The sequence below is a fragment of the Candidatus Binataceae bacterium genome (assembly GCA_035294265.1).
Classification (GTDB): domain Bacteria; phylum Desulfobacterota; class Binatia; order Binatales; family Binataceae; genus DATGLK01.
In genome coordinates, this window is sequence record DATGLK010000010.1 from 119,538 (window position 1) to 143,055 (window position 23,518).

Annotated in this window: 19 protein-coding genes and 1 tRNA gene; 11 read left to right on the forward strand and 9 right to left on the reverse strand. The window is 61.3% G+C overall.

The window, feature by feature from the left end; genetic code table 11:
* Window positions 1-49 precede the first annotated feature (49 nt).
* From VKV28_01635 to VKV28_01645, 3 genes are all read left to right on the forward strand, one after another.
* Entirely contained in the window at window positions 50-1,222 is a 1,173-nt protein-coding gene (locus VKV28_01635; protein ID HLH75484.1) for a Re/Si-specific NAD(P)(+) transhydrogenase subunit alpha, read from the forward strand.
* Between the two features lie 65 nt (window positions 1,223-1,287).
* A complete protein-coding gene (locus VKV28_01640; protein HLH75485.1) occupies window positions 1,288-1,584 on the forward strand; it encodes an NAD(P) transhydrogenase subunit alpha in 297 nt (98 codons plus the stop codon).
* Window positions 1,581-2,963: an NAD(P)(+) transhydrogenase (Re/Si-specific) subunit beta gene (locus VKV28_01645; GenBank protein ID HLH75486.1), complete on the forward strand. Its 1,383-nt coding sequence runs from the start codon at window positions 1,581-1,583 to the stop codon at window positions 2,961-2,963. The genes VKV28_01640 and VKV28_01645 overlap by 4 nt, the downstream gene beginning before the upstream one ends.
* Before the next feature lie 121 nt (window positions 2,964-3,084).
* Here the strand turns inward: VKV28_01645 and VKV28_01650 are convergent, their stop codons facing one another.
* Window positions 3,085-3,627: a CvpA family protein gene (locus tag VKV28_01650; protein ID HLH75487.1), complete on the reverse strand. Its 543-nt coding sequence runs from the start codon at window positions 3,625-3,627 to the stop codon at window positions 3,085-3,087.
* A gap of 119 nt (window positions 3,628-3,746) precedes the next feature.
* Between VKV28_01650 and asnS the strand changes: the two genes are divergently transcribed.
* From asnS to VKV28_01665, 3 genes are all read left to right on the forward strand, one after another.
* Complete coding sequence (gene asnS / locus VKV28_01655; protein ID HLH75488.1) at window positions 3,747-5,042, forward strand: asparagine--tRNA ligase; 1,296 nt, start codon at window positions 3,747-3,749, stop codon at window positions 5,040-5,042.
* A 107-nt stretch (window positions 5,043-5,149) separates the two neighbouring features.
* A complete protein-coding gene (locus VKV28_01660) occupies window positions 5,150-5,365 on the forward strand; it encodes a hypothetical protein (protein ID HLH75489.1) in 216 nt (71 codons plus the stop codon).
* A gap of 104 nt (window positions 5,366-5,469) precedes the next feature.
* A complete protein-coding gene (locus tag VKV28_01665; protein HLH75490.1) occupies window positions 5,470-6,138 on the forward strand; it encodes a DUF2231 domain-containing protein in 669 nt (222 codons plus the stop codon).
* A gap of 238 nt (window positions 6,139-6,376) precedes the next feature.
* Here the strand turns inward: VKV28_01665 and VKV28_01670 are convergent, their stop codons facing one another.
* Window positions 6,377-7,219: an MOSC N-terminal beta barrel domain-containing protein gene (locus tag VKV28_01670; protein ID HLH75491.1), complete on the reverse strand. Its 843-nt coding sequence runs from the start codon at window positions 7,217-7,219 to the stop codon at window positions 6,377-6,379.
* 133 nt (window positions 7,220-7,352) lie between these two features.
* On the opposite strand from VKV28_01670, the gene VKV28_01675 reads away from it, so the two are divergent.
* Window positions 7,353-7,880, forward strand: coding sequence for a ferritin-like domain-containing protein (locus VKV28_01675; GenBank protein HLH75492.1), 528 nt, complete (start codon window positions 7,353-7,355; stop codon window positions 7,878-7,880).
* An 83-nt stretch (window positions 7,881-7,963) separates the two neighbouring features.
* Here VKV28_01675 and VKV28_01680 read toward each other — a convergent pair whose 3' ends face one another.
* The gene (locus tag VKV28_01680) at window positions 7,964-8,425 is read right to left on the reverse strand and encodes a DUF2141 domain-containing protein (GenBank protein ID HLH75493.1); all 462 of its coding nucleotides are present in this window, start codon (window positions 8,423-8,425) and stop codon (window positions 7,964-7,966) included.
* A 143-nt stretch (window positions 8,426-8,568) separates the two neighbouring features.
* Between VKV28_01680 and VKV28_01685 the strand changes: the two genes are divergently transcribed.
* The 3 genes from VKV28_01685 to VKV28_01695 all read left to right on the forward strand — a co-directional run bounded on the left by VKV28_01685 (window position 8,569) and on the right by VKV28_01695 (window position 10,626).
* A tRNA-Val gene (locus tag VKV28_01685) sits at window positions 8,569-8,646 on the forward strand.
* A 59-nt stretch (window positions 8,647-8,705) separates the two neighbouring features.
* On the forward strand, window positions 8,706-9,467 hold the full coding sequence (locus tag VKV28_01690) for a YCF48-related protein (GenBank protein HLH75494.1): 762 nt from the start codon (window positions 8,706-8,708) through the stop codon (window positions 9,465-9,467).
* 562 nt (window positions 9,468-10,029) lie between these two features.
* A complete protein-coding gene (locus VKV28_01695; protein ID HLH75495.1) occupies window positions 10,030-10,626 on the forward strand; it encodes a class I SAM-dependent methyltransferase in 597 nt (198 codons plus the stop codon).
* A gap of 457 nt (window positions 10,627-11,083) precedes the next feature.
* Here the strand turns inward: VKV28_01695 and VKV28_01700 are convergent, their stop codons facing one another.
* The 6 genes from VKV28_01700 to VKV28_01725 all read right to left on the reverse strand — a co-directional run bounded on the left by VKV28_01700 (window position 11,084) and on the right by VKV28_01725 (window position 22,282).
* Complete coding sequence (locus tag VKV28_01700; protein ID HLH75496.1) at window positions 11,084-14,209, reverse strand: multidrug efflux RND transporter permease subunit; 3,126 nt, start codon at window positions 14,207-14,209, stop codon at window positions 11,084-11,086.
* The gene (locus VKV28_01705) at window positions 14,196-17,321 is read right to left on the reverse strand and encodes a multidrug efflux RND transporter permease subunit (GenBank protein ID HLH75497.1); all 3,126 of its coding nucleotides are present in this window, start codon (window positions 17,319-17,321) and stop codon (window positions 14,196-14,198) included. Before VKV28_01705 ends, VKV28_01700 begins: the two co-directional genes overlap by 14 nt.
* Before the next feature lie 6 nt (window positions 17,322-17,327).
* Window positions 17,328-18,674, reverse strand: coding sequence for an efflux RND transporter periplasmic adaptor subunit (locus VKV28_01710; protein ID HLH75498.1), 1,347 nt, complete (start codon window positions 18,672-18,674; stop codon window positions 17,328-17,330).
* A gap of 343 nt (window positions 18,675-19,017) precedes the next feature.
* Window positions 19,018-20,310 carry a PQQ-dependent sugar dehydrogenase gene (locus tag VKV28_01715; GenBank protein HLH75499.1) on the reverse strand — a complete coding sequence of 431 codons (1,293 nt, stop codon included), beginning with the start codon at window positions 20,308-20,310 and terminating at the stop codon, window positions 19,018-19,020.
* Window positions 20,311-20,649: 339 nt separating this feature from the next.
* Window positions 20,650-21,378, reverse strand: coding sequence for an enoyl-CoA hydratase/isomerase family protein (locus VKV28_01720; GenBank protein HLH75500.1), 729 nt, complete (start codon window positions 21,376-21,378; stop codon window positions 20,650-20,652).
* 34 nt (window positions 21,379-21,412) lie between these two features.
* Window positions 21,413-22,282, reverse strand: coding sequence for an amidohydrolase family protein (locus tag VKV28_01725; GenBank protein HLH75501.1), 870 nt, complete (start codon window positions 22,280-22,282; stop codon window positions 21,413-21,415).
* 218 nt (window positions 22,283-22,500) lie between these two features.
* On the opposite strand from VKV28_01725, the gene VKV28_01730 reads away from it, so the two are divergent.
* Window positions 22,501-23,490: a molybdopterin-dependent oxidoreductase gene (locus tag VKV28_01730; protein HLH75502.1), complete on the forward strand. Its 990-nt coding sequence runs from the start codon at window positions 22,501-22,503 to the stop codon at window positions 23,488-23,490.
* Window positions 23,491-23,518 lie beyond the last annotated feature (28 nt).

Here is a 23,518-nt window from a genome sequence, read left to right on the forward strand (position 1 = left end):
GGATCTGAGCTATGCCGCTTGAAAGTCTTACAGGAAGCTGGGTGAGGTCATGATTGTAGGCGTACCCAAGGAATCCTATCCCGGTGAGCGGCGGGTCGCGATGGTGCCTGCTACCGTACCGGCGCTGATTAAAGCAGGCTGTGAAGTACTGATCGAGGCTGGCGCGGGAGCTGCTGCCGGCTATCCTGACAACGAGTTCGTGGCCAAAGGGGCCAAGGTAGCGGGTTCGCGCGCCGAGCTCTTTGCCCACGCCGAGATGATTCTTCAAGTCCTGTGTCACGGCGCCAACGATCGCACTGGCGAGGCCGATCTGCCCTTGCTACGCCCGGGGCAATTTCTCATCGGTTTTGTCCGCCCGCTCAATTCTCCCGCCACAGTGGCGCAGATCGCCGCGACCGGAGCCACTGCGTTTTCGGTCGAGCTGATGCCTCGCATCACACGCAGCCAAAGCATGGACGCGCTATCCGCGATGGCGACGGTGTGCGGCTACAAGGCCGTCATCCAAGCCGCCGACGCGCTGCCGCGCTTCTTTCCGATGCTGACCACGGCAGCGGGCACCATCACACCCGCGCGGGTGCTGGTGCTGGGGGCGGGGGTCGCGGGCTTGCAAGCAATTGCCACCGCGCGCCGGCTGGGAGCAGTGGTGTCGGGCTACGACGTGCGCAGCGCGGTCAAGGAGCAAATTCAGAGCGTGGGCGGCCGCTTTGTGGAACTGCCCTTGGAGGTCGGCCAGGCTCAGGACGAGCGGGGCTACGCCCAGGCTCAGGAAGAATCGTTCTACCGCCGCCAGCGCGAGTTGCTCACGCGCGTAGTCGCGGAAAACGACGTGGTAATCTCGACCGCGGTAGTGCCGGGCAAGCAAGCCCCGGTGCTGATAACCGCCGACATGGTCGAACGGATGGCGCCGGGGTCGGTAATTGTGGATTTGGCCGCCGAGCGCGGCGGCAATTGCGAGCTGACCAAGCCCAACGCGATTACGGTGGCTCATGGCGTGACAATCATCGGCCTGTTCAATCTGGCCAGCACGGTGCCTTATCATGCAAGCCAGATGTATGCGCGCAACTTGGCCACCTTCATCGCCCACCTGCTCAAGGACGGCAAGCTGCACCTGGACCTAAACGACGAGATCACGCGCGAGACCCTGGTAAGCCGCGACGGCGCGGTGGTCAACGAACGCATCCGCAGCCTGCTGGCTTCGGCGGCGCCCCAGGAGGCGCTCTAACAAATCGCAGTTACGCGGGCGCTAATCTCGCCGCGCTCGACTGCCTCAACCATCAAGGAGGAACCGTGCCACCAGGGTTCATTTCAAACCTGTATGTCTTCGTGCTGGCGGGCTTCGTCGGCTTCGAAGTTATTCGGCGGGTTTCCCCGCTGCTTCACACCCCGTTGATGGCGTTGACCAACGCCCTGGACGCGATCGTAGTGGTCGCCGCGATCATCATCGCCGGTCGACAAGGCACCAAATTGTCGGCCGCGCTGGGCGCGGTGGCGGTTGCCGCCGCCTTCAGCAACATGGTGGGCGGATTTCTGATTACCGACCGCATGCTACGGATGTTCAAACTCAGTGGACGCAAAGACCAATGATGGCCAATCTGTCGGACTTCGCCTATATCGTCGCCATCGCGCTGTTCATCTTATCGCTGCGCTGGTTGAGTTCGCCCGCTACCGCGCGACGCGGAGTGCTGGCGGGTGAAATCGGCGCCGCGCTGGCCCTGATCACCACCTTTTTCAATCCCGAGCTGGTTCAGTTCAAATGGATCATCGTGGCGCTCATCGTGGGGGCGGGCATCGGTGTTCCATTAGGTATGGTTCAGATGACCGCGGTGCCGCAGCGAACCGCGATGAGCCATGCCTTCGGTGCGCTGGCCGCCGCGGTTATCGGAATTGCCGAGTACTACCTGCGCGCGCCCGCGATCGACAAGTTCGAGATGACGGAAATCGCCCTGGAAGTGATCATCGGATCGCTGAGTTTCACGGGCAGCTTGATCGCCGCCGGCAAATTGCAGGAGTGGTTGCCGCAGCGCCCGATCGTCTATCGCGGACAAAATTACGTCAGCCTGTCGGTGCTGGGAGCCGCCATTGTGTTGGCAATCGTAATGGTCTTCCATCCCGGCTATACCGCCCTCTTTCCGCTGATCGTGCTGATATCGCTGGGTTTCGGCGTATTGTTGGTGACTCCGATCGGCGGAGCCGACATGCCCACCGTCATCTCCCTCCTCAATTCCTACGTCGGCTTCACCGCCGCGCTGCTGGGCTTCGTGCTCAATAGCAAGGTCCTAGTGGTGGCCGGCGCGCTGGACGGCGCCTCGGGTTTCATCCTGTCGGTGATCATGTGCAAGGCGATGAACCGCTCCTTCACCAACGTGATGTTCGGCGCCTTCGGCCAACTCCAGGTCGTCGCCGGAGGTAAGCAGGAGGAGCGCAGCGTGCGCAGCGCCACTCCCGAGGAGGCGGCCGCCATCCTGGAGGCGGCCAACTACGTGATGGTGGTGCCAGGCTACGGCATGGCGGTGGCCCAAGCGCAGCATCGGGTGCGCGAATTCTACGACGTGCTGACCAAGCGCGGAGTCACGGTGAAGTTCGCGATCCATCCGGTGGCGGGCCGCATGCCCGGACACATGAACGTGTTGCTGGCCGAAGCCGATATCCCTTACGATAAGCTGCTCGATCTGGACGAGGCCAACTCAGACCTGCCGCAGGTTGACGTGGCTTTGATCATCGGCGCCAACGACGTAACCAATCCGGCCGCGCGCGACAGTCCAGGCAGCCCTATCTACGGCATGCCCATCATCGACGTGGACAAGGCACGCACGGTGATGGTGATCAAGCGCAGCATGAGCCCCGGCTTCGCCGGCATCGACAACGAGCTGTACTACCTGGACAAGACCCTGATGCTCTTTGGCGACGCCAAGAACTTCGTGGGTAACATCGTGCGCGAGCTGACCGGGGGCGGCGGCCATTAGCCGAGCGCGGGGGGCGGAGCTGTGTGCCTGCCCCGCGCGGAAAGTTCCCCACTCCTGTCCAAGCTGCGTCTGAGTCTTGGCCGGCGCGCTTCGCCACGTCAAGCACTGGCGGCACGACTGCTTAGTTCTTCTGGTGGCCGCCCGACAGCCAGTAGCGTTCCAGTTGCTCGCGCTTGCGCTGGTAGAGCGCTTCGACCTCGGGAGGAACAAAGCTGACCAGCCCTTGGGCAAAAGACAGCGCTCGTGGAGCGAGCGTAGAGTTGCGCAGCAAGGGCGCTTGCGCCGGCAATACCGCCGTCGCCAGCATCAAGGCAAACCCTGCCATCAGCAGGGTCAGGGCACAGCCGGCGGCGGCTCCAATCAGGCGATCGATCCACGACAGATGGACGGTGCGGACCAGGCGGGCCACGATTGAGCCAGCCAGCTCGACCACGACGAAGATGGCAAAGAACACTATGACGAAGCCGATCACAGCGGCTACCGGCGGGCTGAGGTGCAGCTCACCCGCGGCCAGGTCGCCTACCCGCAGGTAATACAGCGAGGCCAGGTAGAAAGCCGCGCCCAGCGAGACAAGCGATGTCGCCATGCGCAGAACTCCGCGGCCCAAGCCGTAAAAAGCCCCCAACACCGCCACCACCACGATCGCCACGTCAAGCCCGTTCATCTTGCTCCTCGATCAGCAAAGCCTATCTCAAGCCGGCCGCTCTCGCGACAATGAGTGTCGAGCCTGCCCACCCTGCTTTGGCCATTCGACCGTCGCCCGGCTTATGATTAAATAGCACCATGGCATGGGTTTACATCGAGGCCCTGGGGCGACACGTCGGGCAGGAGGTAACGCTCAAGGGGTGGCTGCACAATCGGCGTTCCAGCGGCAAGATCCACTTTCTGCAGGTGCGTGACGGCAGCGGGATTTGCCAATGCGTGGCCTCGCGCGCCGAGGTGGGAGCGGAGGCCTTCGAGCGTGCCGACCATCTGGGGCAGGAAAGCGCGCTGGAAATAACCGGCACGGTGCGCGTCGATGCGCGCGCGCCGGGAGGCTTCGAGCTTTCGGTACGTGCGCTAAAAGTACTGGCCGCCGCCACCGATTATCCCATCACGCCCAAGGAGCATGGCGTCGCGTTTCTGCTCGATCGGCGCCATTTATGGCTCCGCTCGCCGCGCCAGCAGGCGATTTTGCGTATCCGCGCCGAGATCGAAGCGGCCTGCCGTGACTTCCTCCAGGACCGTGGCTTCGTGCTCTTCGACGCGCCCATTCTGACCCCCTCCGCCTGCGAGGGCACTACTAACCTGTTCGAGACCGACTATTTCGGCGAGCGCAAAGCCTATCTGACCCAGAGCGGACAGCTCTACGCCGAAGCGGGCGCGATGGCCTTGGGGCGGGTGTATTGCTTCGGTCCCACCTTTCGCGCCGAGAAGTCCAAGACCCGCCGCCATCTGACCGAATTCTGGATGGTCGAGCCCGAGGCCGCCTTTTTCGACCTCGACGACGACATGAACCTGGCCGAGGACTTCGTTGCCCATCTCGTGGCCAGGGTGCTGGAACGTCGGCACGCCGAGTTGGTGCTCCTGGAGCGTGACGTCAGCAAGCTTGAGCGGGTGGTCAAGCCGTTTCCCCGGCTGAGCTATGATGAAGCGATCGAGCGGCTGCGCGCCAAAGGGCTGGCGGTCAATTGGGGCGACGACCTCGGGGGCGACGAGGAAACCGCCTTATCGGAGGAGTTCGATCGTCCGGTGATGGTCCATCGCTATCCGACCCAATGCAAGGCCTTTTATATGAAGCAGGATCCAGCACGACCCGAAGTTGCGCTGTGCGTCGACATGCTGGCCCCGGAGGGTTACGGCGAGATCATCGGGGGCGGGCAGCGTGAGGATGACTACGCCACGCTGCGGGCCAAAATCGAGCATCACGAGCTGCCACTGGAAGCCTTCAACTGGTATCTTGACTTGCGGCGCTACGGCTCGGTGCCGCATGCCGGTTTTGGGATGGGAATCGAGCGAGCGGTCTGTTGGCTATGCGGCCTGCATCACGTACGCGAGGCAATTCCCTTCCCGCGTATGCTGGAACGGCTGGTACCTTAACTTGCCACTGTTGGCTGCTTCCCAAAGACGATTGCACCGCCTACTTCACTTCGCCTCTCCGTCGGCTATTCTGTCACCCCATATATTGGGTTAGACTTCTAAGGCCGATGAGAACGGGCAAAACCAAAATTTTAAACTTGCCCGGATGGCTGTGGGCATCCCTGGCAGCGTTCGCTTTCAGCGCCTGCGCGATGCAGGGCGGCATGCGTGCGAGCGCGACGGCTCCAGCCAACGGCGCGCCGGCGGTGGCGCCCTATCAGCAACTCGCGACCGGGGGCGATTTGGCCGTGCGCGAGCAGGTCACTAACGTATTCGGCGGCTAACTTAATGCGCTGGGCGCGATAGGCCGCGACCGGATCGGTACGCCGGCCAATAATCGCCTGGGCGCAGAAAACAATTTAGAGCGCGGAAAGGGCCGGACAGCAAGATGGACAAAATTGCACAAGAGTTGGTGCGCTGGCATATACATCCGATCGTCGACCATTTCACGATCGCCTTGCTGGTGGTTGCCCTGCTTATTGATATCGCGGCCTCGATTCTGGCCGAGCGGCTGTGGTTGCGCTACATGGCACTGACTTTAATGGTCTTGGGTGCAATCAGCGCTGTCTGCTCCTGGTTCACCGGCGGTGGCGAGGCGCATGCGACCTTCAAGTACCTGGATCCGGCCGGGCAAGCGGTGTTGCACATCCACTCCCAACTGGGCAACGCTCTGGCAATCACCTTCGCGGTCCTGGCGCTATGGCGGATTCTGATTCAAGCGTTAGGCTTCATGGCGCGGACCCGGCAGGTGTACCTGGCCTTGGCCTTTTTGGCAGTTATTTTGTTGGGTTATCAGGGCTGGTTAGGGGGAGAATTGGTGTACGGTTTTGGCGCTGGGACCGCACTGCTGACCAGCGGGGCTCAGGCCTCGGCCCAGACCCCACCGTCGACCTCCAAGGTGGCACCGCTGCCCAGCGCGATCCCCACGGTGTACGTACCGATGCCCAGCGCCACTGCGCAACCCCGTGCCAGCGCGGCAGCAAGCGCGGTTGCACCGATCAGCTCGCCTCAACCCAGCGCGACTGCCAGCGCGCTACCCACCGGTGGCGCTTCGTAACGGAGCTGGCGACGATCGAACCCACCGCATCGCGTGTGAATACGTGACGCCGCAAGCGCCACCATGTCAGCGTGCGCGAGGCGAGCAGAAGCGAGCAAATCGGAGGAGCGCGGAGAGCTTGGCGGACCTGAGTGGCGCGGGCGGGCCTTGTCCGCGCCAGCGACGAGTGGGGATGGCGGGCGGTCAAGCAGCGCTTTGTGCGACCACGAAGCGTTCCAGCCATTCTGGAGAAGCGCTCTCAACGTAGAGCGATCGCGTCACCTACGGCAATTTGCCCGCTGCCTATGATTTTGCCGGTCACGCCGACCAGGGCTTGGTGATAGCGCGCCGCAGTCGGTAGGATTACCAAATCGCGCGCCAGCTCCTCCTGCGCGTGCGTGGTCATCACGCACCGCAGGGTAGGCTTAAGCTGATTAATTTCGATATCTCCCATGCGCAGTGCATGGCCAATCCACCGGTCCTCGACAAAGCCATCGCCTGCGCCGGCGGTATCGATCAGCAGATTGGGGCGAAAGCGGCGGGCCGCCGGGGGCGGTTGGTCCAGCAATTGCCCTAGATGGGCCAGCGTGCCGCTGGCTATCAGATGGATCGGCGCGGCGTCGAAGAAGGTTCCTCGCGGCGCGCCGAAGGTGGGCGGCAGCGCGGTGCCGGGCGCCAAGCCTCGCATAACTTCGGCGGCCGCCAGGTCACCGAAGATCGTCGCCGGGTCGATCCCGATCTTGTTGCGCGCGGCGCCGGGGCTGCGCTCCAGCCGCACCTCGAGCCCCAGGAAGCGCGACAACAGGCCGTCGAGCGCGGGATCGGCGGCCGCGATCGTCGGCGCGCCAGGCAGCTCAATGGCAACGTTGGCGAGATCCAATGGCAGCCCGGGTGGATGGATGTAGGTGGCGCGCAGTTCCAGCATCCGCGGCCATTTCTTGGCACTGACCAGATGGCCGCTGCTCACCTCGCGCAGCGCCAAAGCGCGATCGCCCAGCAATCCCTGGGGACCAATCGAAACCGCCATGACCTGCTCTCCACGCATCGATTTGACCGGATAACGCCAGATTTGGGCTATCGTCCCTACTGTCGGCTCATCCACCGATCCGCACTCCTGTCCATACTAAATGCTCGAAGCCTTGTTCGTCCTCTCGTATCATCAAGTAGCAGTCCACGAAGCGGGAAGGTTAGTGCCGAGGTTTTTCAATCTTATCGGCAAATCCGCGGGAGGAATTATGGGTGATTTCCTGGCCGATGTCGAAGCTATCCGCCAGCATGCCCGCCAGAATATGGAGTCAGGCGCCGTCACCGGCGGGTACGCGGCCGACCGCGAACGCGTGATCAAAGTGCTTAACGACGTGCTGGCGACCGAGCTCGTCTGCACCCTGCGCTACATGCGTCATTACTACATGGCGAGCGGAATCAACTCGGAATCCGTCAAGGCAGAATTTCTCCAGCACGCCAAAGAGGAAGAGGAGCATACCAATTGGGTGGCCGAGCGGATCGTGCAGTTGCGCGGTGCCCCCAACTACAATCCCGAAGGGCTGGCCACGCGCAGCCATGCCCAGTACGCCGAAGGCAACAGCCTGGTTGACATGATCCGGGAGGATTTGGTCGCCGAACGCATCGCGATCGAAACCTATTCGGAGATAGTCCGCTGGCTGAGCACGGACGATCCCAGCACGCGCCGACTGATCGAGCGAATTTTGGAAGTGGAAAACAAGCATGCCGAGGACATGGTCACGCTCCTGGAGAAAGTCTGAGCGGCGCCCGGCCAGGTTGGGGGCGCATCGCGTAGGTCTTCGACACGGGCGAACCGCTAGAGTGTTATCCTCGAGGCGCGACATCAGCGATAGTGCAAAGTAATTTTGCTCGAGGCCTCACCGCCGCGAAAGGTGATCGCGGCGGTGGAAAACGCCGGCGGAGCGAAGCTGGAAGGGGCGTTATCCGAGAAGCCGTACCCCTCCAGCGGCATCCCCAAGAAGTTGTAGCTCATCCGCCGTTCGTTGTGTTCGGCCTGAAAAGCGGCGATCGCATAGGTACCCGGCGGCAGTTTTTTGAACACGCAGGTCGCCTTTTTATCCGCGATCGAGGCGGTGGTGGCGCGAAAGTAGTCGCCCTTGGGAAATTGGTCGGGATCGGAGTACAAAGCGCAGCGAACCACGCCCTTGTCGTTATGCAAGTTGGTAATCTCCACCGAAAGCGTGCCGGTGTCGTCCTTGCCTTGGGCGCAAGCGAATTTCGGCGCGATAATAACTATCGATACCAACAACAGCCCTAGCCAAGAAGCCTTTTTTCCCGCTGTCATCGGCCTAAAATGCGTCCTGGTGGCCCGGGATGCAAGACGCTGGGCGGGTCCTTAGAAAGCAGATCGACATGAGATCCATCGCCCATTTACGCGCGGCGGGGCTTGCCGCCCGTACCGCCGAAAGCGATAATAAGCGCCTGCGTGGACGCATAGCTCAGCTCGGTTAGAGCGCTTGCCTCACATGCAAGAGGTCCCAGGTTCAAGTCCTGGTGCGTCCACCAAGGAGTCCTCCCGGCCGCAGTTGCTTACCGCGCAGTGGGAGAATGCGGCAGGTTCGAGAGTGCTTCGCCAAACGCCAGAGCGCGCGATAATCCCTCCGCTGGACTGCCCCGATCAGAGTGCCCTCGCCGAATATTACCTCGCTTCGGTTGCCGATGCGCGTGTCAATATCGACAAGCACGTGGCCGGCTGCAGACGATGCCGCGCCCAGTTGGCGCTACTAAAAGCCGCGCACGCCCCAGCGCTGCCATCACTGCAGCGCAAGCGCGAGGGCCACCTAGCCCGATGGTGGTTCAATCCGTGGACAGGGATGGCGGTGGCGAGTGCACTTGCCATCATCACGACGCTGGGGATGGGCCGCGAGCTGTTCGAGGCCAAGGGCCGGAGCGCGCTTCCCACTTCCACCTCCGCCACTGAGCGCCTCCAGCTCAAGCCTGACAGCGCGATCGCAACGCTCTCCGCCGAGCCGTGGGTACGCGCCATCGCGACGACCCCCGACGGCAGGGTTCGATGGGAAGCGGGAATCGGCGGCCGGGTGGAGCGCCTCGCAGGTCCTGCGCGCGTCCAATGGATACCCAGCGGGATCGCCAGCGATCTGCTCGCGATCTCGGCTGCATCAGGTGCCGTATGCTGGATCGCTGGCCGCGACGGCGTGGTTATCCGCACCACCGACGGCGGCGCGCATTGGAAACAACTTGGGCCTCCCACCACCGCCGATCTGACCGCGATCGTTGCGCGAAATGACCGCGACGCCGCAGTCGTCACCGCGGAGGGCCGCCGTTACGCGACTGCGGACGGCGGCCTGAGTTGGCAGGTGCGCTAGCTGGCGTCGCGTTTCCTAAAAGGAGCGTGTCGCGCAAAAAACCGCTCCCGCTTGGTGCTTGCCTCCCATTTTTGCCGTGGATGTTACGTAAAGAGATCTCCGACAAGCATAACGGGTTAGCGCACTATCGGAAGCTCGAGCCAGGTCAAGGTCCGCTGATCTGCCAACATGGTCACCGAGGTGTAACGGCTAGGCGGAGGATCGGACGCGGCCGTGACTATACGCGCGGCGCAAAAGGAGTCTCCGAGACTTTGTAAGAAATTGCGGACACATCTAAGAATGTTTGTTGTTCCACCGCAGAATTGGTTGGGCGACAGCTTCGAGGCTGCCGCAGGTGCGTTTGCGGGTCATCAGGGCCAGGCCCCGCTTGGAAACCTTAAAGACGCGGCATTAACCCTCCATCAAAGGGCCGCGGCCGCAACCCGAATGTTCAACGACGATACTTGTGTTTGAACCGGAGCGTTGAGATAACCGTTCTCCTATGACTGCCGCAACCCCATCGGAGGCCGTTCAAGAACGCGCTCGGCTCAGTCGCGGTGCCAGCGAGGAGGCGATCTATCGAATGGTCGCCGCCGTCCTCGCGCACCGAGCCGTTAGCGGCGGAGTGCTGATCGATGTTGGGTGTGGCGCAGGCTCCCTATGGAGCCATGTTGAGCAATCCTTCGATCGCTATATCGGTGTGGACGCCGTGCGCTACGACTCTTTCCCGCCCGCCGCCACCTTTTACCCGGCGAACCTTAACGCCGGCATGCCCGCGGTTCCGAACAACCTCGGCGACGTGGTCGTTGCGGTCGAGACTATCGAGCATTTGGAGAATCCACGGGCTCTGATGCGAGAATTGGTGCGCGTAGCGAAGCCCGGTGGATGGGTGATCGTCACGACGCCCAACCAGCTTAGCCTGAACAGCATCGGCTGCCTTTTGCTCAAACATCGCTTTGCCTATTTTCAGGACGTCCACTACCCGGCCCATCTGACTGCCCTGCTGGAAATCGATCTGATACGGATAGCGCGCGAGAGCGGCCTCGCTGATCCTCGAATCGACTATAGCGGCAGCGGTCGTATCCCCTTCACCCCGTGGCATTACCCGCCGTTTCTGAGCGCCGTCTTTGCTCGTTCCTTCTCCGATAATCTCGCCCTGGTCGGCCGCAAGCCGCTCTGACGTTCGCGCAACCGATCTTAGGCGTGTTTAAGCGCTGACAGCGGTTGTTCGAACCTCATGCTCTACCCCGGGCATGCAAAACAGCGGCAGCCACCAAAGCGATCGCGCTGGTGCAGAACTTCCACACCGCGGCATCGAGGACCTGGCCCTGGCCCACAACGTCTTAGGGCTTGTGGCGCCCCACGAATCAGCTGCGATCCGGCCTACGCGCCGCGGTGGAGAGGGAGCAGCATAACGTCAGACTTATGCACGAACGCTGAGAGCGCCGACCCGATCCCGAAGCTCTCCCGAGAAGCAACAATTCCGGCGAGCTACTGAGGGACAATTCGGCCACCTTCGAGCAGGCACTGGTACGTTCCCGCTTGGCGCAGGTGTGGTGGCAATATCGGTACGCGCGGGACCGCGGCTCGAGCATTTCCAGTAAAAGCACAGTGCGAATATGGTCGCGAGAAAGTGCTCAGGCGTGGGTTTCGAGCACTTCGCGTGGCGCGTGATGGCGAAATACGCGCTTGCGCTGGCTGAGTCCCCATAGCCGCGCCTTATCCAGATACAGATAAATGACCGGAGTAGTGTAAAGCGTGAGGGCTTGGCTGAACAATAGCCCGCCAACGATCGAGATCCCAAGCGGCCGGCGCAGTTCGGATCCGGTGCCATGTCCCAGCGCCAGCGGCAGGCCGCCGAACAACGCCGCCAGCGTGGTCATCATGATGGGCCGAAAACGAAGCAGACAAGCTTGGTAAATCGCCGCCTTGGCATCCTTGCCCTCGCTACGTTCGGCCTCCAGGGCGAAGTCGATCATGATGATCGCGTTCTTCTTGACGATTCCGATCAGCAGGATGATTCCGATCAACGCGACCACGTTGAGATCATTATGAAACAGCAACAGGGCCAGCAGCGCGCCCACGCCGGCCGAGGGTAGCGTGGAAAGAATCGTAATGGGGTGTACGTAGCTTTCGTACAGGATGCCCAGGGCGATGTATACGCTGATCAGCGCGGCCAAGATCAGCATCGGCTCGTTACTGAGCGAGGATTGAAAGGCCTGGGCGGTGCCTTGAAAACTGGCAATGACATCTCCGGGCAGATTCAGCCCTTGAGCAGCCTTATTGATCGCATCGACGGCTTGGCCCAGGGATACCCCTGGGCGCAGGTTGAACGAGATTGTGACCGCGGGAAACTGTCCCTGGTGATTGACCGCGAGCAAGGTGGAGGTGGGTACATAATGGGTGAAGGCGCTTAACGGAACCTCACCCGCGGTCGCGCTGCGCACGTAAATCTGATTGAGCGAGTCGGGGCGTTGCCAGAAGCGCGGCGCGACCTCCATGATCACGTAGTACTGGTTGAGCGCGGTATACATGGTCGAAACCGGGCGCTGACCGAAAGCATCGTAAAGCGCGTCGTCGATCTGCTGCTGGGTGATTCCCAGCCGGCCGGCGGTGCGCTTGTCCACCACCAACGTGGCGTCCAGGCCGCGGGACTGCTGGTCGCTGTTGACGTCCATCAGTTGGGGCAGGCGACGCAAGCGCGCCAGCAGCTTGGGCGCGAAAGCGTTGAGTTCGTCCAAGTCGTCACCCTGTATCGTGTATTGATACAAGGCGTTGCTGAGCCGGCCGCCTACGGTGAGATCCTGGGCCGGCCGCATATAGAAGGCACCGCCGGCGAAATGCGTCAGCTTGCGGCGAATGCGGCCCATGATCTGCTCCAAGGTAGCATGATCGCGTCTGCGCTCGATGGGCTTGAGGGTAATAAACATGCGTGCCACGTTGGTAGATCCGGCCGAGGCACCAGCCCAACCGTTGACATGCTCGACCGCGGGATCGGTTTTAATTACGTTGATCACCTTGGTCATGGTTTTGCTCAAGGCCTGGAAGGAGGTGTCCTGATCGGCCTGCAGGACGCCGATGATGCGGCCTGTATCCTGAAGTGGGAAAAAGCCCTTGGGGATGATGTAAAACAGGTAAATGTTGAAGGCCAGGGTAGCGATGGCTACCACCAGAATTTGACGCGGGTGGCCCAATACCCAACTCAGGCTGCGGTCGTAACCGCGCAGCACGGCCTTGAAGCCGCGCTCGCTGAGTTGATAAAGCCGGCCGTGACGCTGCTGGCCAGGGGCGCGCAGGAGATGCGCGCACATCATGGGCGTGGCCGTCAGCGAGATAACCATCGAAAGCAAGATCGCAACTGACAGGGTAACCGCGAACTCCCGAAAGAGCCGGCCGACAATCCCGCCCATCAGGAGGATGGGGATGAAGACCGCGCACAGCGAGATGCTGATCGAGAAAACGGTAAAGCCGATATTGCGCGCTCCCAGTAACGCCGCCTGCATAGGCCGGTACCCGTCTTCGAGGTAACGATTGATGTTCTCGACCACCACGATCGCATCATCGACCACAAAGCCGGTGGCGATGGTCAGTGCCATCAGTGACAGGTTGTCCAAGCTGTAACCCAGCAGGTACATCACGGCAAAGGTGGCGGTTAGCGAAACGGGGACCACGATCCCAGGAATCACGGTGGCGCGCAGGCTGCGCAGAAACAGGAATACCACCAACACCACCAACATCACCGCGATGATCAGAGTGCGCTCGGTATCGCGTACCGACGCCCGGATGGTAGTGGTGCGATCGAGCACGATGGTAGTCTTGATCGCGGGTGGGATGACGGCGTCCAGCTGCGGCAGAGCGGCGCGGATCCGATCGACGGTTTCGATGATGTTGGCTTGAGGCTGGCGGAAAATGATGATCAAGATGCCGGGTTTGCCGTCGACGATCCCCGCGTTGCGAACGTCCTGAACCGAATCGACCACCTGGGCTACGTCTGACACTCGCACCGCCGCACCGTTGTGATAAGCGATAATCAACGGTTTGTAGAGGCTGGCACGCATGAGCTGGTCATTGGCCCCCAACTCGATCGATTCCTGGTTATTGGCTAACTCGCCCTTGGGAATGTTGGCGTTGGCCGCCGCCAAAGCCGCACGGACCTGATCTAGCCCGATGCCATAATTAGTTAGCTGGGTCGGATTGAGCTCCACCCGCACCGCCGGCAAGGCACCACCGCCCACGATGACCTGACCCACGCCCTGAATCTGCGACAGCTTCTGGGCCATGATCGAAGAGGCCAGATCGTAGATCTGGCCGCGCGTAATAGTATCGGAGGTCAACCCCAGCATCATGATCGGCGAATCCGAGGGGTTGACCTTCCGATAGGTCGGGTTTTGCGGCAGCGTGGTGGGTAACTGGCTACGCGCGGCGTTGATCGCCGCCTCGACCTCGCGCGCGGCCGCGTCGATGTCGCGGCTGAGATCAAACTGCAACACGATGGTGGTGAAGCCCAGAGTGCTGCTGGAAGTAAGCTCGGTGAGGCCGGCGATGCGGCCGAATTGGCGCTCGAGCGGAGTTGCCACCGAGGAGGCCATGGTCTGCGGGCTGGCACCCGGAAGTTGGGCTTGGACCTGGATGGTGGGAAAATCGACTTGGGGAATGGGCGAGACCGGCAGATGGCGAAAAGCCAACATCCCCACCAGCATCAGGGCAATCACCAGCAGGGTGGTCGCCACCGGCTTGCGAATAAAGGGATCAGAAATTCCCATGCGCCCGCACCGGGACCAATTCCGGGCGCGCCACCGCGGTACGCGAGCCCGTCAGGCGGCTGGCCAGGCGATCGAAGAACAGGAAAATGACCGGAGTGGTGTACAGCGTAAGCAACTGGCTGAACATCAGGCCGCCGACGATCACGATGCCCAGGGGGCGGCGCAACTCGGCACCGGTCCCCGAGCCCAGCGCTAGCGGCAACCCGCCCAGCATCGCCGCCATCGTGGTCATCAGGATCGGCCGAAAGCGCAAAAGGCAGGCCTGAAAAATTGCCTCTCGCGCCTCCTTGCCCTCGCTACGCTGAGCGTCGAGAGCAAAGTCTATCATCATGATGGCGTTCTTCTCGACTATACCGATGAGCAGGATGACGCCGATAAGCGCGATGATGCTGAAGTGCAGGCCGCATATGAGCAAGGCCAAGATCGCGCCCACTCCCGCCGACGGCAGCGTGGAGAGGATCGTGATCGGATGGATGTAGCTCTCGTAGAGCACACCCAGAACGATGTAAGTGGTGATCAAAGCGGCCAGGATCAGCAGTACCTCGTTGGCCAGTGCGGCTTGAAAGGCTTGCGCTGTGCCCTGGAACTGGGCCTCGATACTGGCGGGCATGCCCAGTTCTTGCTCAGCCTGCTTGATCGCGGTCACCGCGTCACCCAGAGCGTAGCCCGGCGCGGTGTCGAAGGAAATGGTGACCGCAGGAAATTGACCTTGATGATTGATCACCAAGGGAGCGTTGCTCCGTTCGATGTGGGAGATGGCGCTAAGTGGAACCTCGGTGCCACTGCTGGAGGTCAGATAGATATCACTGAGGTCCTTGGGAGTGACCTGAAAGCGCGGATCAACCTCCAGCACCGTGTGATACTGGTTGAGCTGAGTAAAAATCGTGGTAACTTCACGCTGGCCGAAGGCATCGTACAGAGTATTGTCGATTTCCTGCGGCGTGATTCCCATCCGCGCGGCGGTAGCGCGATCGATGATCAACTCGGCTTTCAACCCGTGATCTTCCTGGTCACTGGCAACATCACGCAATTGCGGTAGGGTGCGTAGTTTGGCCACCAGCCGCGGCGCCCAACTCTCCAGTTCCTTGGCCTTAGGATCCTCCAGGCTGTAGTTGTATTCGGTGCGACTGGTCCGATCCTCCACCGTCAGATCCTGGACCGGCTGCATGTACAGAGTGATGCCCTCGATCGCGGCTAGGCGAGGCTGGAGTCGATCGATCACTTGGCGCACTCCCACCTTGCGCACGTCCAGCGGCTTGAGATTAATCAGGAAGCGGCCGCTGTTGACGGTGGTATTGGTGCCATCGATCCCGACGAACGAGGTCAGGCTCTCGACCGCCGGATCCTGTAGTATCACCCGCGCTAACTCCTGCTGGCGCTCCACCATGGCGGGAAACGAGATGGTCTCGGGCGCCTCGGAAATCCCCTGAATTACGCCGGTGTCCTGAACCGGGAAAAAGCCCTTGGGCACGATCATGAATAGCGCGATGGTCAGGGCCAGGGTGGCCAGCGCCACCAGCAGGGTCGCGGTCTGATGTCCCAGCACCCATTCCAGGCTGCGCCCGTAGGCGGCGATGGTGGCCTTGAACCAGCGCTCGGAAGCGCGGAAGAGCCGGCCCTGCCGCTCGGGCGGAGTGTGGTGAAGCAATTTGGCGCACATGGTCGGAGTTAGGGTCAGCGAAACCACGGCTGAGACCAGGATGGTGACGCTCAGGGTAATGGCAAACTCGCGGAACAGGCGACCCACGATATCGCCCATGAACAACAGCGGAATCAGCACCGCGATCAGCGAGACGGTCAAGGACAGAATAGTAAAGCCGATCTGCTCCGAGCCCTTGAGCGCAGCCTCCAGCGGTCGCATCCCATCCTCGATATAGCGCGCGATGTTTTCGATCATCACAATCGCGTCGTCGACCACGAATCCGGTGGAAATGGTCAGCGCCATCAAGGTCAAGTTGTTGAGCGAAAAGCCGAACAAATACATCGCGCCGAAGGTACCCACCAGTGACAGTGGCACCGCTACGCTGGGTATCACGGTGGCCGACAGGGTGCGCAAAAACAGGAAGATAACCATCACGACCAGGGCCACGCACATCATCAATTCGAATTCAACATCGCGTACCGAGGCCCGGATCGTGGTGGTGCGGTCGGTCAGCACTGCTACCTTGACCGAAGAGGGCAGCGAAGCTTGCAATTGTGGCAGTAGTTTCTTGATGCGGTCGGCGACCGCGATGATATTGGCGCCGGGCTGGCGCTTGATGTTTAGAATGATCGCCGGGGTAGTGTTCACCCAGGCCGCCTGCTTGATGTTTTCGGCGCTATCGACCACCCGCGCCACGTCGGAGAGTTGCACCGGGTTGCCGTTGCGGTAAGCCACGATCAGATGGGCGTAGTCGCGGCTGGTCAGGAGCTGATCGTTGGCGTCGATAGTATAGCCCTGAGCCGGGCCGTCAAAGGCACCCTTGGCCTCGTTGACGTTGCCCGCCACAATCGCGTTGCGCAAATCCTCCAGACTCAGGCCGTAGGCCGCCAACTGGGTCGGATTGGCCTGGATCCGCACCGCCGGCTTCTGCCCGCCGCTGACGCTGACCATCCCCACCCCGGGAAGCTGGGCTATTTTCTGGGCGAAGCGCGTGTCGGCCAAATCCTCCACCTTGGCCAGCGGCAGGTGTTGCGAGGTCAGGGCCAGGGCGAGGATTGGCGCGTCGGCGGGGTTGACTTTGCTGTAAACTGGCGGGGTCGGCAGATCGGGCGGCAAGTAGGTCGCGGCCGCGTTGATGGCGGCCTGGACCTCCTGCTCGGCCACGTCAATGTTGAGATCGAGCGCGAATTGCAGGGTGATGACGGAGCTGCCAAAGGAGCTGTTGGAGGTCATCTGGTTGAGGCCCGGGACCTGCCCGAACTGCCGCTCCAGCGGCGCCGTGACGTAAGAGGCCATCACGTCAGGGCTAGCTCCGGGGTAGAAGGTCATCACCTGGATGGTGGGATAATCCACCTCAGGTAGGGCCGAGACCGGCAGCTCGCGGTAAGCAAATAGGCCCGCAATCAGCAGACCCACCATCAGCAGTGAAGTCGCTACCGGGCGCAGAATAAAGGGGCGCGACGGACTCATCGTGCCTCATGCACCGTGATGATGGCCACCCCCACGACGGTGCGAACCACCCTGCCAATTGCCTGCCGCGGGCGCGTTCCCACCGAGGGCGCCCCCCGGCGTTTGCGCGGCGAAGTTGGGGCTGCTCGCTGGGCTCGTGACTTTCGCCATCTGCACGTTGACTTTGGCCCCGGGATAGAGCCGGTCGAGATTTCCGGTAACCACTAGCGAAGCGGCGGGCGGACCACTGCTGGCAGCGGTAAAGTCGCCCTGAGTTCCCAACACCTTGATGGTGACAACCTGGGCGGTTTTTTGCGGCGTCACTACATAAACGAAAGCGCCCTGAGAACCATGCTGCACCGCCGCCGAGGGTATCAGCAGGACATCCTGATGAGTGGCGACCAGGAGACGGACGTTAACGAACTGATCGGGAAACAATTCATTGTGAGTATTGGCGAAGCGCGCCTTGAGCCGAATCGTGCCGGTCGTCTGATCGATCTGGTTATCCAAGGTGAGCAATTCGCCGTCGGCCAACTTGGTCGTGAAGTCGCGATCCCAGGCCTCCACCGGCAGCGTCTCGCCCTGGCGCAGATCGCTCAGGACTTTGGGCAGGTCATCTTCGGGAATATTGAAGAGCACCGCAATCGGCTGCAATTGAGTAATGACCGCCAGGCCCTGAGTATCAGTGGCATGAATGATGTTGCCAGGGTCGATCAGGCGCAAGCCGATGCGCCCGGTCAGCGGCGCGGTAATTCGGCTGTACAGCAGATTGACCTGCGCGTTGTCCAGCATCGCCTGGTCGGCCAGCACCGTGCCCTGATCGGCATCGGCGGTAGCCTGCTGCACATCGAGTTGCTGTTTGGGGATAACGTGACCGGCGTATAGAGCCCGGTCACGCTGCAAATCCAGTTTGGCTTCCGCCGCCGTGGCCCGGTCGCGCAGCAACTGCCCCTTGGCTTGGTCCACGGCTGCCTGGTACGGACGGGGATCGATTATCGCCAAGAGTTGCCCCGCCTTGACCATCTGTCCTTCACGGAACGCCACTCTCATCAATTGGCCGTCCACCCGGCTCTTGACAACCACGGTTTTGAACGGCGTCACAGTACCGATTGCGCTGAGATACTGACTGAAGGCTCCCTGCTCAATCGGGCTGGCCTCGACCGCCACCGGCGGTCGACGGCGAGTGGCGCTAGCCGCTGCCGCCGCATGTTCGGCCTGCGAACTGGGATAGAGTCGGTAGCCCACCAGCGCCGCCACCAACAGTATCGCCAGCAGCCAGAACCAACGCCAACCACTCTTGGGGGGTTGGGGTGCCGGCTGCGGCCCGGCGTATCGATTGTGATGGGGCTCCCTGGCCTCGACATTCACGTCCATTACTTGTTTACGCTCCGCTGCGCGAAACCGTTCCCAAATTGGCAATCAACCCCGAGCCGCGCGACAGTTCAACGCGGATCCCGTGGTCTTGCCCAGCTGTCCGGTTCAGGACCACGCTCGCTGGGTCGCACTATTGCGCGGCCTGAGCGGAATCACAAGCGAGCACCAGCCCGTTTGGCAAACCTCACACTCGCACGACGCCATCGCCGGGCACCGTTTTCTATGCCTGCTCTGGGTCGCCATGAATCAGGACGGATCGGTCAACAGTTTGGTTGACACTGGCCAAGGCGAGATTGGATCACCTCAAAGCTAAGAGCTATGCGCTCCAAAAATGCCGGCAAAATTAAGGGGCGGGATAGCTGACCCTCCAAACCGAGTTGGATGCGTCGTCAGATACCAGCAGCGCACCGTCGTGGGCCACGGTTACCCCCACCGGCCGGCCCCACACTCGCCCCTTGCCATTGTTACCGGGAGCCACGAAGCCAGTGACAAAGTCCATATAGTCTCCCACCGCTGCACCGTCTACCACCGGCACGAAAATAACTTTGTAGCCGGTAAAGCGGGAGCGATTAGAGGAGCCATGCTCGGCCGCAAATAGGCTGTGGCGATACTCGCGCGGAAACTGTTTACCCTCATAGAAGGTAAGTCCAAGGGAGGCGGAATGAGGCGCGATTAGCACGTCGGGCAGCAGGGTCTTGCTCTTCATCTCCATCCGCGGACTAGGCGAACGAGGATCCTGGAAGCCGCCGGTAAAAAACCAGGGCCAACCATAAAAGCCACCTAACTTGACCTTGGTGACGTAATCCGGCGGCAGGTTGTCGCCCAAGCCGTCGCGTTCGTTGGTCGAGCACCATAGGCTACCGGTGCGCGGATCGACCGCCAGACCCACCGCGTTGCGAATCCCGCTGGCATAGACCCGAACGTCGGTCCCGTCCGGCTTCATGATCAGGATGTCCGCACGTCGAGTTTCGTTATCGGTCTTGGGATCTCCCCCGTAATTGGTCCCCGAACCCACCGAGACATATAGCTTGCGGCCATCGCGGCTGAAAACCACGTCACGACTCCAGTGAGCACCCAAGGGAGGAAGATCAAGCAGTTTTTGCGGTGCGCCGGAGGCCTTCAAGTCGCCATTGTGGTAGGGCAAACGTAGCAAGGCATCGGTGTCACCGACGTAAAGCCAGCGCGGATTGGGCCCGGGCGGGTAAAATGCCAGACCGAAGGGTTCCTTCAAGCCGGTGGCGAAGATTTCACTACGGGCGGCATGGGTGGCACCATCGCTGGCTCGTAGCACGCGGATACGGCCCCATTGGCTGTCGGCAATAAAAATGTCGCCGTTGGGAGCGGTCTTCATTTGACGCGGGTTGCCCAATTTTTCCGCGAACAAATCAACTTTGAAGCCGGCGGGTGCCTGCGGCCAAGCCCCGGCCGGACGCGGATAGATACGCGCTACGTTATCGCTCGGATCGCTGGAAAAGGGCGCAGGAACATCAGCACGAACGATCCGCCGGCGCACCAGCGGGGCGTTATCATGCCAATCGGTGAGGGCTGCTTGACCAGTCAACACAGGTTTGGAAGTGGTTTGCTGGGCCAACTGGCCGCGTGCCCCAATCGCCGACCAAACCAGTAGCGCCAACATGACGCATGCGCCGGTTAAGAGACGCCCGGTGCGTTTCCTAAGAAAGGAAAAACCGCTCTCATCGCAGGCTTCCAACTTGCTGCTTCCTCCCGTTAATCACAGGCTTCTTTCGCATCGTCAATCAAAAGATTAATATGCCGCAGCCGGTATCGATACCAGATCGCCCCGCCCGGCTCCTTGATGAGTTTTAGCTGTTTTGCCGCTAACCGCCGGTTCTATAGTCAAGACGGCGCAACGCCGCTTTCGGTTTACAATCCCCACGCGCCGTGCAATCCGTAAACCGGGGTGGTGAGCACCAAAGTTTGCCAGCGCAAGCCACCTTACTGCTCATTAGGCCGATTAGCTGGCCTTTTGAGGGGTGGATCCTGCCAGCGCCTGCTGGCGGATGCGGCACGCCGCCTCGCCGTCGCCGCGTTCAAGGGCGCGGAAAATCTGGAGGTAGGTTGGTACTGCCTCGCGCGGCTGGGACGCCAGGCGCTGGGCAAAAGCCAAGGTTGCTGGTTCTAATTCCGCCACTTCCAGGAGCTGATCGATGAAGCCCCACGCCAGCAGCCGCTCGGCATCGATCGGCTCGCCCTCCAGCACCAGCCGCTTGGCATTGTTGAGTCCCACCAGTGCGCTCAGCCGTTCCAGTCCCGCGACGGGGTAGTAGCGGCGCATCTTAAGCGCCGGTATGGCAACCTTCAGCGCTCGGTCAGCGAAGCGAAAATCCGCCATCAGCGCCAGATTGACACCGCCGCCGTAACAAATTCCGTGCAACATCGCGACAGAGGGAAAAGGCAGCTTCGCCATGGTGCGACGCAGCGGCTCGATATGTTGTTCTAGGGCTGCAAAAGCCGCCGCGCGATCGCCATATTCGGCGATAAATTTGAGGTCATTGCCGGCGCAGAAGGCCCGCGTGCCGGCGCCGCGTATAATCAGCGCACCTACCTCGGGACGCTCGGCGATGGTGGCGATAGTCTCGGCCAACCCGCGCGCCAGGGTTTCATCGATCGCGTTGAGCCGGCGCTGGTTGTCAAAGCTGACCACCGCGATCGACTCGCGCATTTCCCAGTTCACCTCGGCCATGGCTCAAGTATCCACTGGATGCGGCGCACCAGCCTCAAGCCTCGAGCTTGAGTACCCGCCGCGCGTTTTCCAACATGATCTTGGGGCGAACCTCGTCGCGGAAGGCCGCGGCTTCGAAATCCTTCAGCCAGCGCTCGGGACTGATGACCGGAAAGTCCGAACCGAACATCACTTTGTTCTGCAGCAGGGTGTTGGCGTACTGGATGAGCGCGGGCGAAAAATATTTGGGCGACCATCCCGACAGATCGATGAAGACGTTGGATTTATGCAAGCAGATGGAGAGCATCTCGTCCTGCCAGGGCCATGAGGGATGGGCTCCGATAATGGTAAGGGTGGGAAAATCAGCCGCCACGTCATCCAGATGAATGGGCTGGGCGTACTTCAGCTTGAGCCCAGTCCCACCCGGACCGCCTGAACCCACGCCGGTGTGGCCGGTATGAAAGACCACCGGCACACCCAATTCCGCCGCCTTGGCCCACAGCGGGTAAAAGGCCTGATCGTCGGGGAAAAAGGCTTGAGTGATGGGGTGGAGCTTAAGCCCGCGCAGCCCTAGCTCCTTGACCGAACGCTCCAGCTCCTGCACCGCCAACTTGCCCTTGTGCGGATCGACACTGGCCCAGCCGATGAACACATCGGGATAGCGACGCTGGATGTCGGCCACATAATCGTTGCCGTCAAATGGCACGCCCGAGACGGTTTCCGCGTCCACGCTAAAGGTAACCGCCAACAAATCCATGCGCCGATATAAATCGGCCATTTCTTCGATGGTGCTGCTCTGGATGGTGCTTTGAAAGTAACGCGCCATCTGCTGGCCGCTAGCGGAAACCGCCAGGCCCGGGCGGCGCGGCACGTGAGTATGAACGTCGATCCCGCAAATGTTTCGGCCCTGATAGCTGAAGCTCATAGCATGCTCCTCCAAATCCCGCACCGGCCAATCTTGACGGCTCGCCGCATCTCAACGCCGCATCGACCGCCTTTAAATCAGGTTTTTCGCTACCCCGCTAGGATCACCATGCCAAACGTGCGGCCGTCAACCCCCTTGTAGGAGCGCGTACTTCGCCGCAGGCCTTTCACGTTCGTTAGCGGTATTATGAAACTAAGCTGCGAGAGTCGCTGGCGCATATGCGAAGCGATTTTACAAATCTGACACGCCGGCGATTCCTAATCGCGACCGCCGGCATCCTGAGTTGGGGCTTTCCGGTGCCGGTCAGTGCCGGCTACGGCGGAATCACGCCCAATGCTCAATTCTACGTGACCACTTACGCGGTCACCCCGCGCGTGGACCCACAAAGCTGGCGCCTGCGTATCGGCGGTCTGGTGAAGCAGCCGCTGGCGCTGGATTTTTTCAGCCTGCAACAGCTTCCCCACGTGCGCCAAGAGATGACCCTGGAATGTATAGGCAATCCGCCTAACGGCAGTTTGATCGGGAATGCCTGGTGGGAAGGAACCAATCTAGCCGCGCTGTTGGAACGTGTCGGCATCAAGCGCCAGGCGGTCTATGCCGTCCTGCGCGCGGCCGATGGGTACTCTACCGGAATTGCGCTGGATGAGCTTCTACGCAAACAAAACTTCATCGCCTATCGAATGAACGGCGTTCCGCTGCCGGCCGCGCACGGTTACCCGGCACGCATATTCATCCCCGGCAAATTCGGCATGAAACAGCCCAAGTGGCTGACCGAGATCGAGCTGGTCGATCGACCGTACCTCGGCTATTGGGAGAAGCGCGGCTGGAGCAACAGCGCTTGGCGCAAACTCAACAGCGGTTTTTTCTACCCACCCACCGCCGCCGATGCATCCTTAATCACGCGACTGACCCAGCCCCATCGAGTCCGCACTCCGGTCGAATTGTCCGGGTGGGCGATCAACGGACCCGCAGGCGTGCGCCGTGTCGAGGTTCGAGCCGCAGGCGCAAGCTGGCATCAGGCAACTCTGGTCCGCAACCACTCGCCCTACATCTGGACGGTATGGAAATATCGCTTCACGGCAAAGCCGGGGCGCTATGAGATTAGCGTCCGCGCTACCGGAGGCGACGGGGCAGTGCAACCCGCAGCTCATCCCGCCGATAACAGCGGCACCGAGGCCCAGGCCCGCATCGTTTTAGACGTGCTCTAAGGTTGGCGCGCCCGGGTCAGGCCTTTTC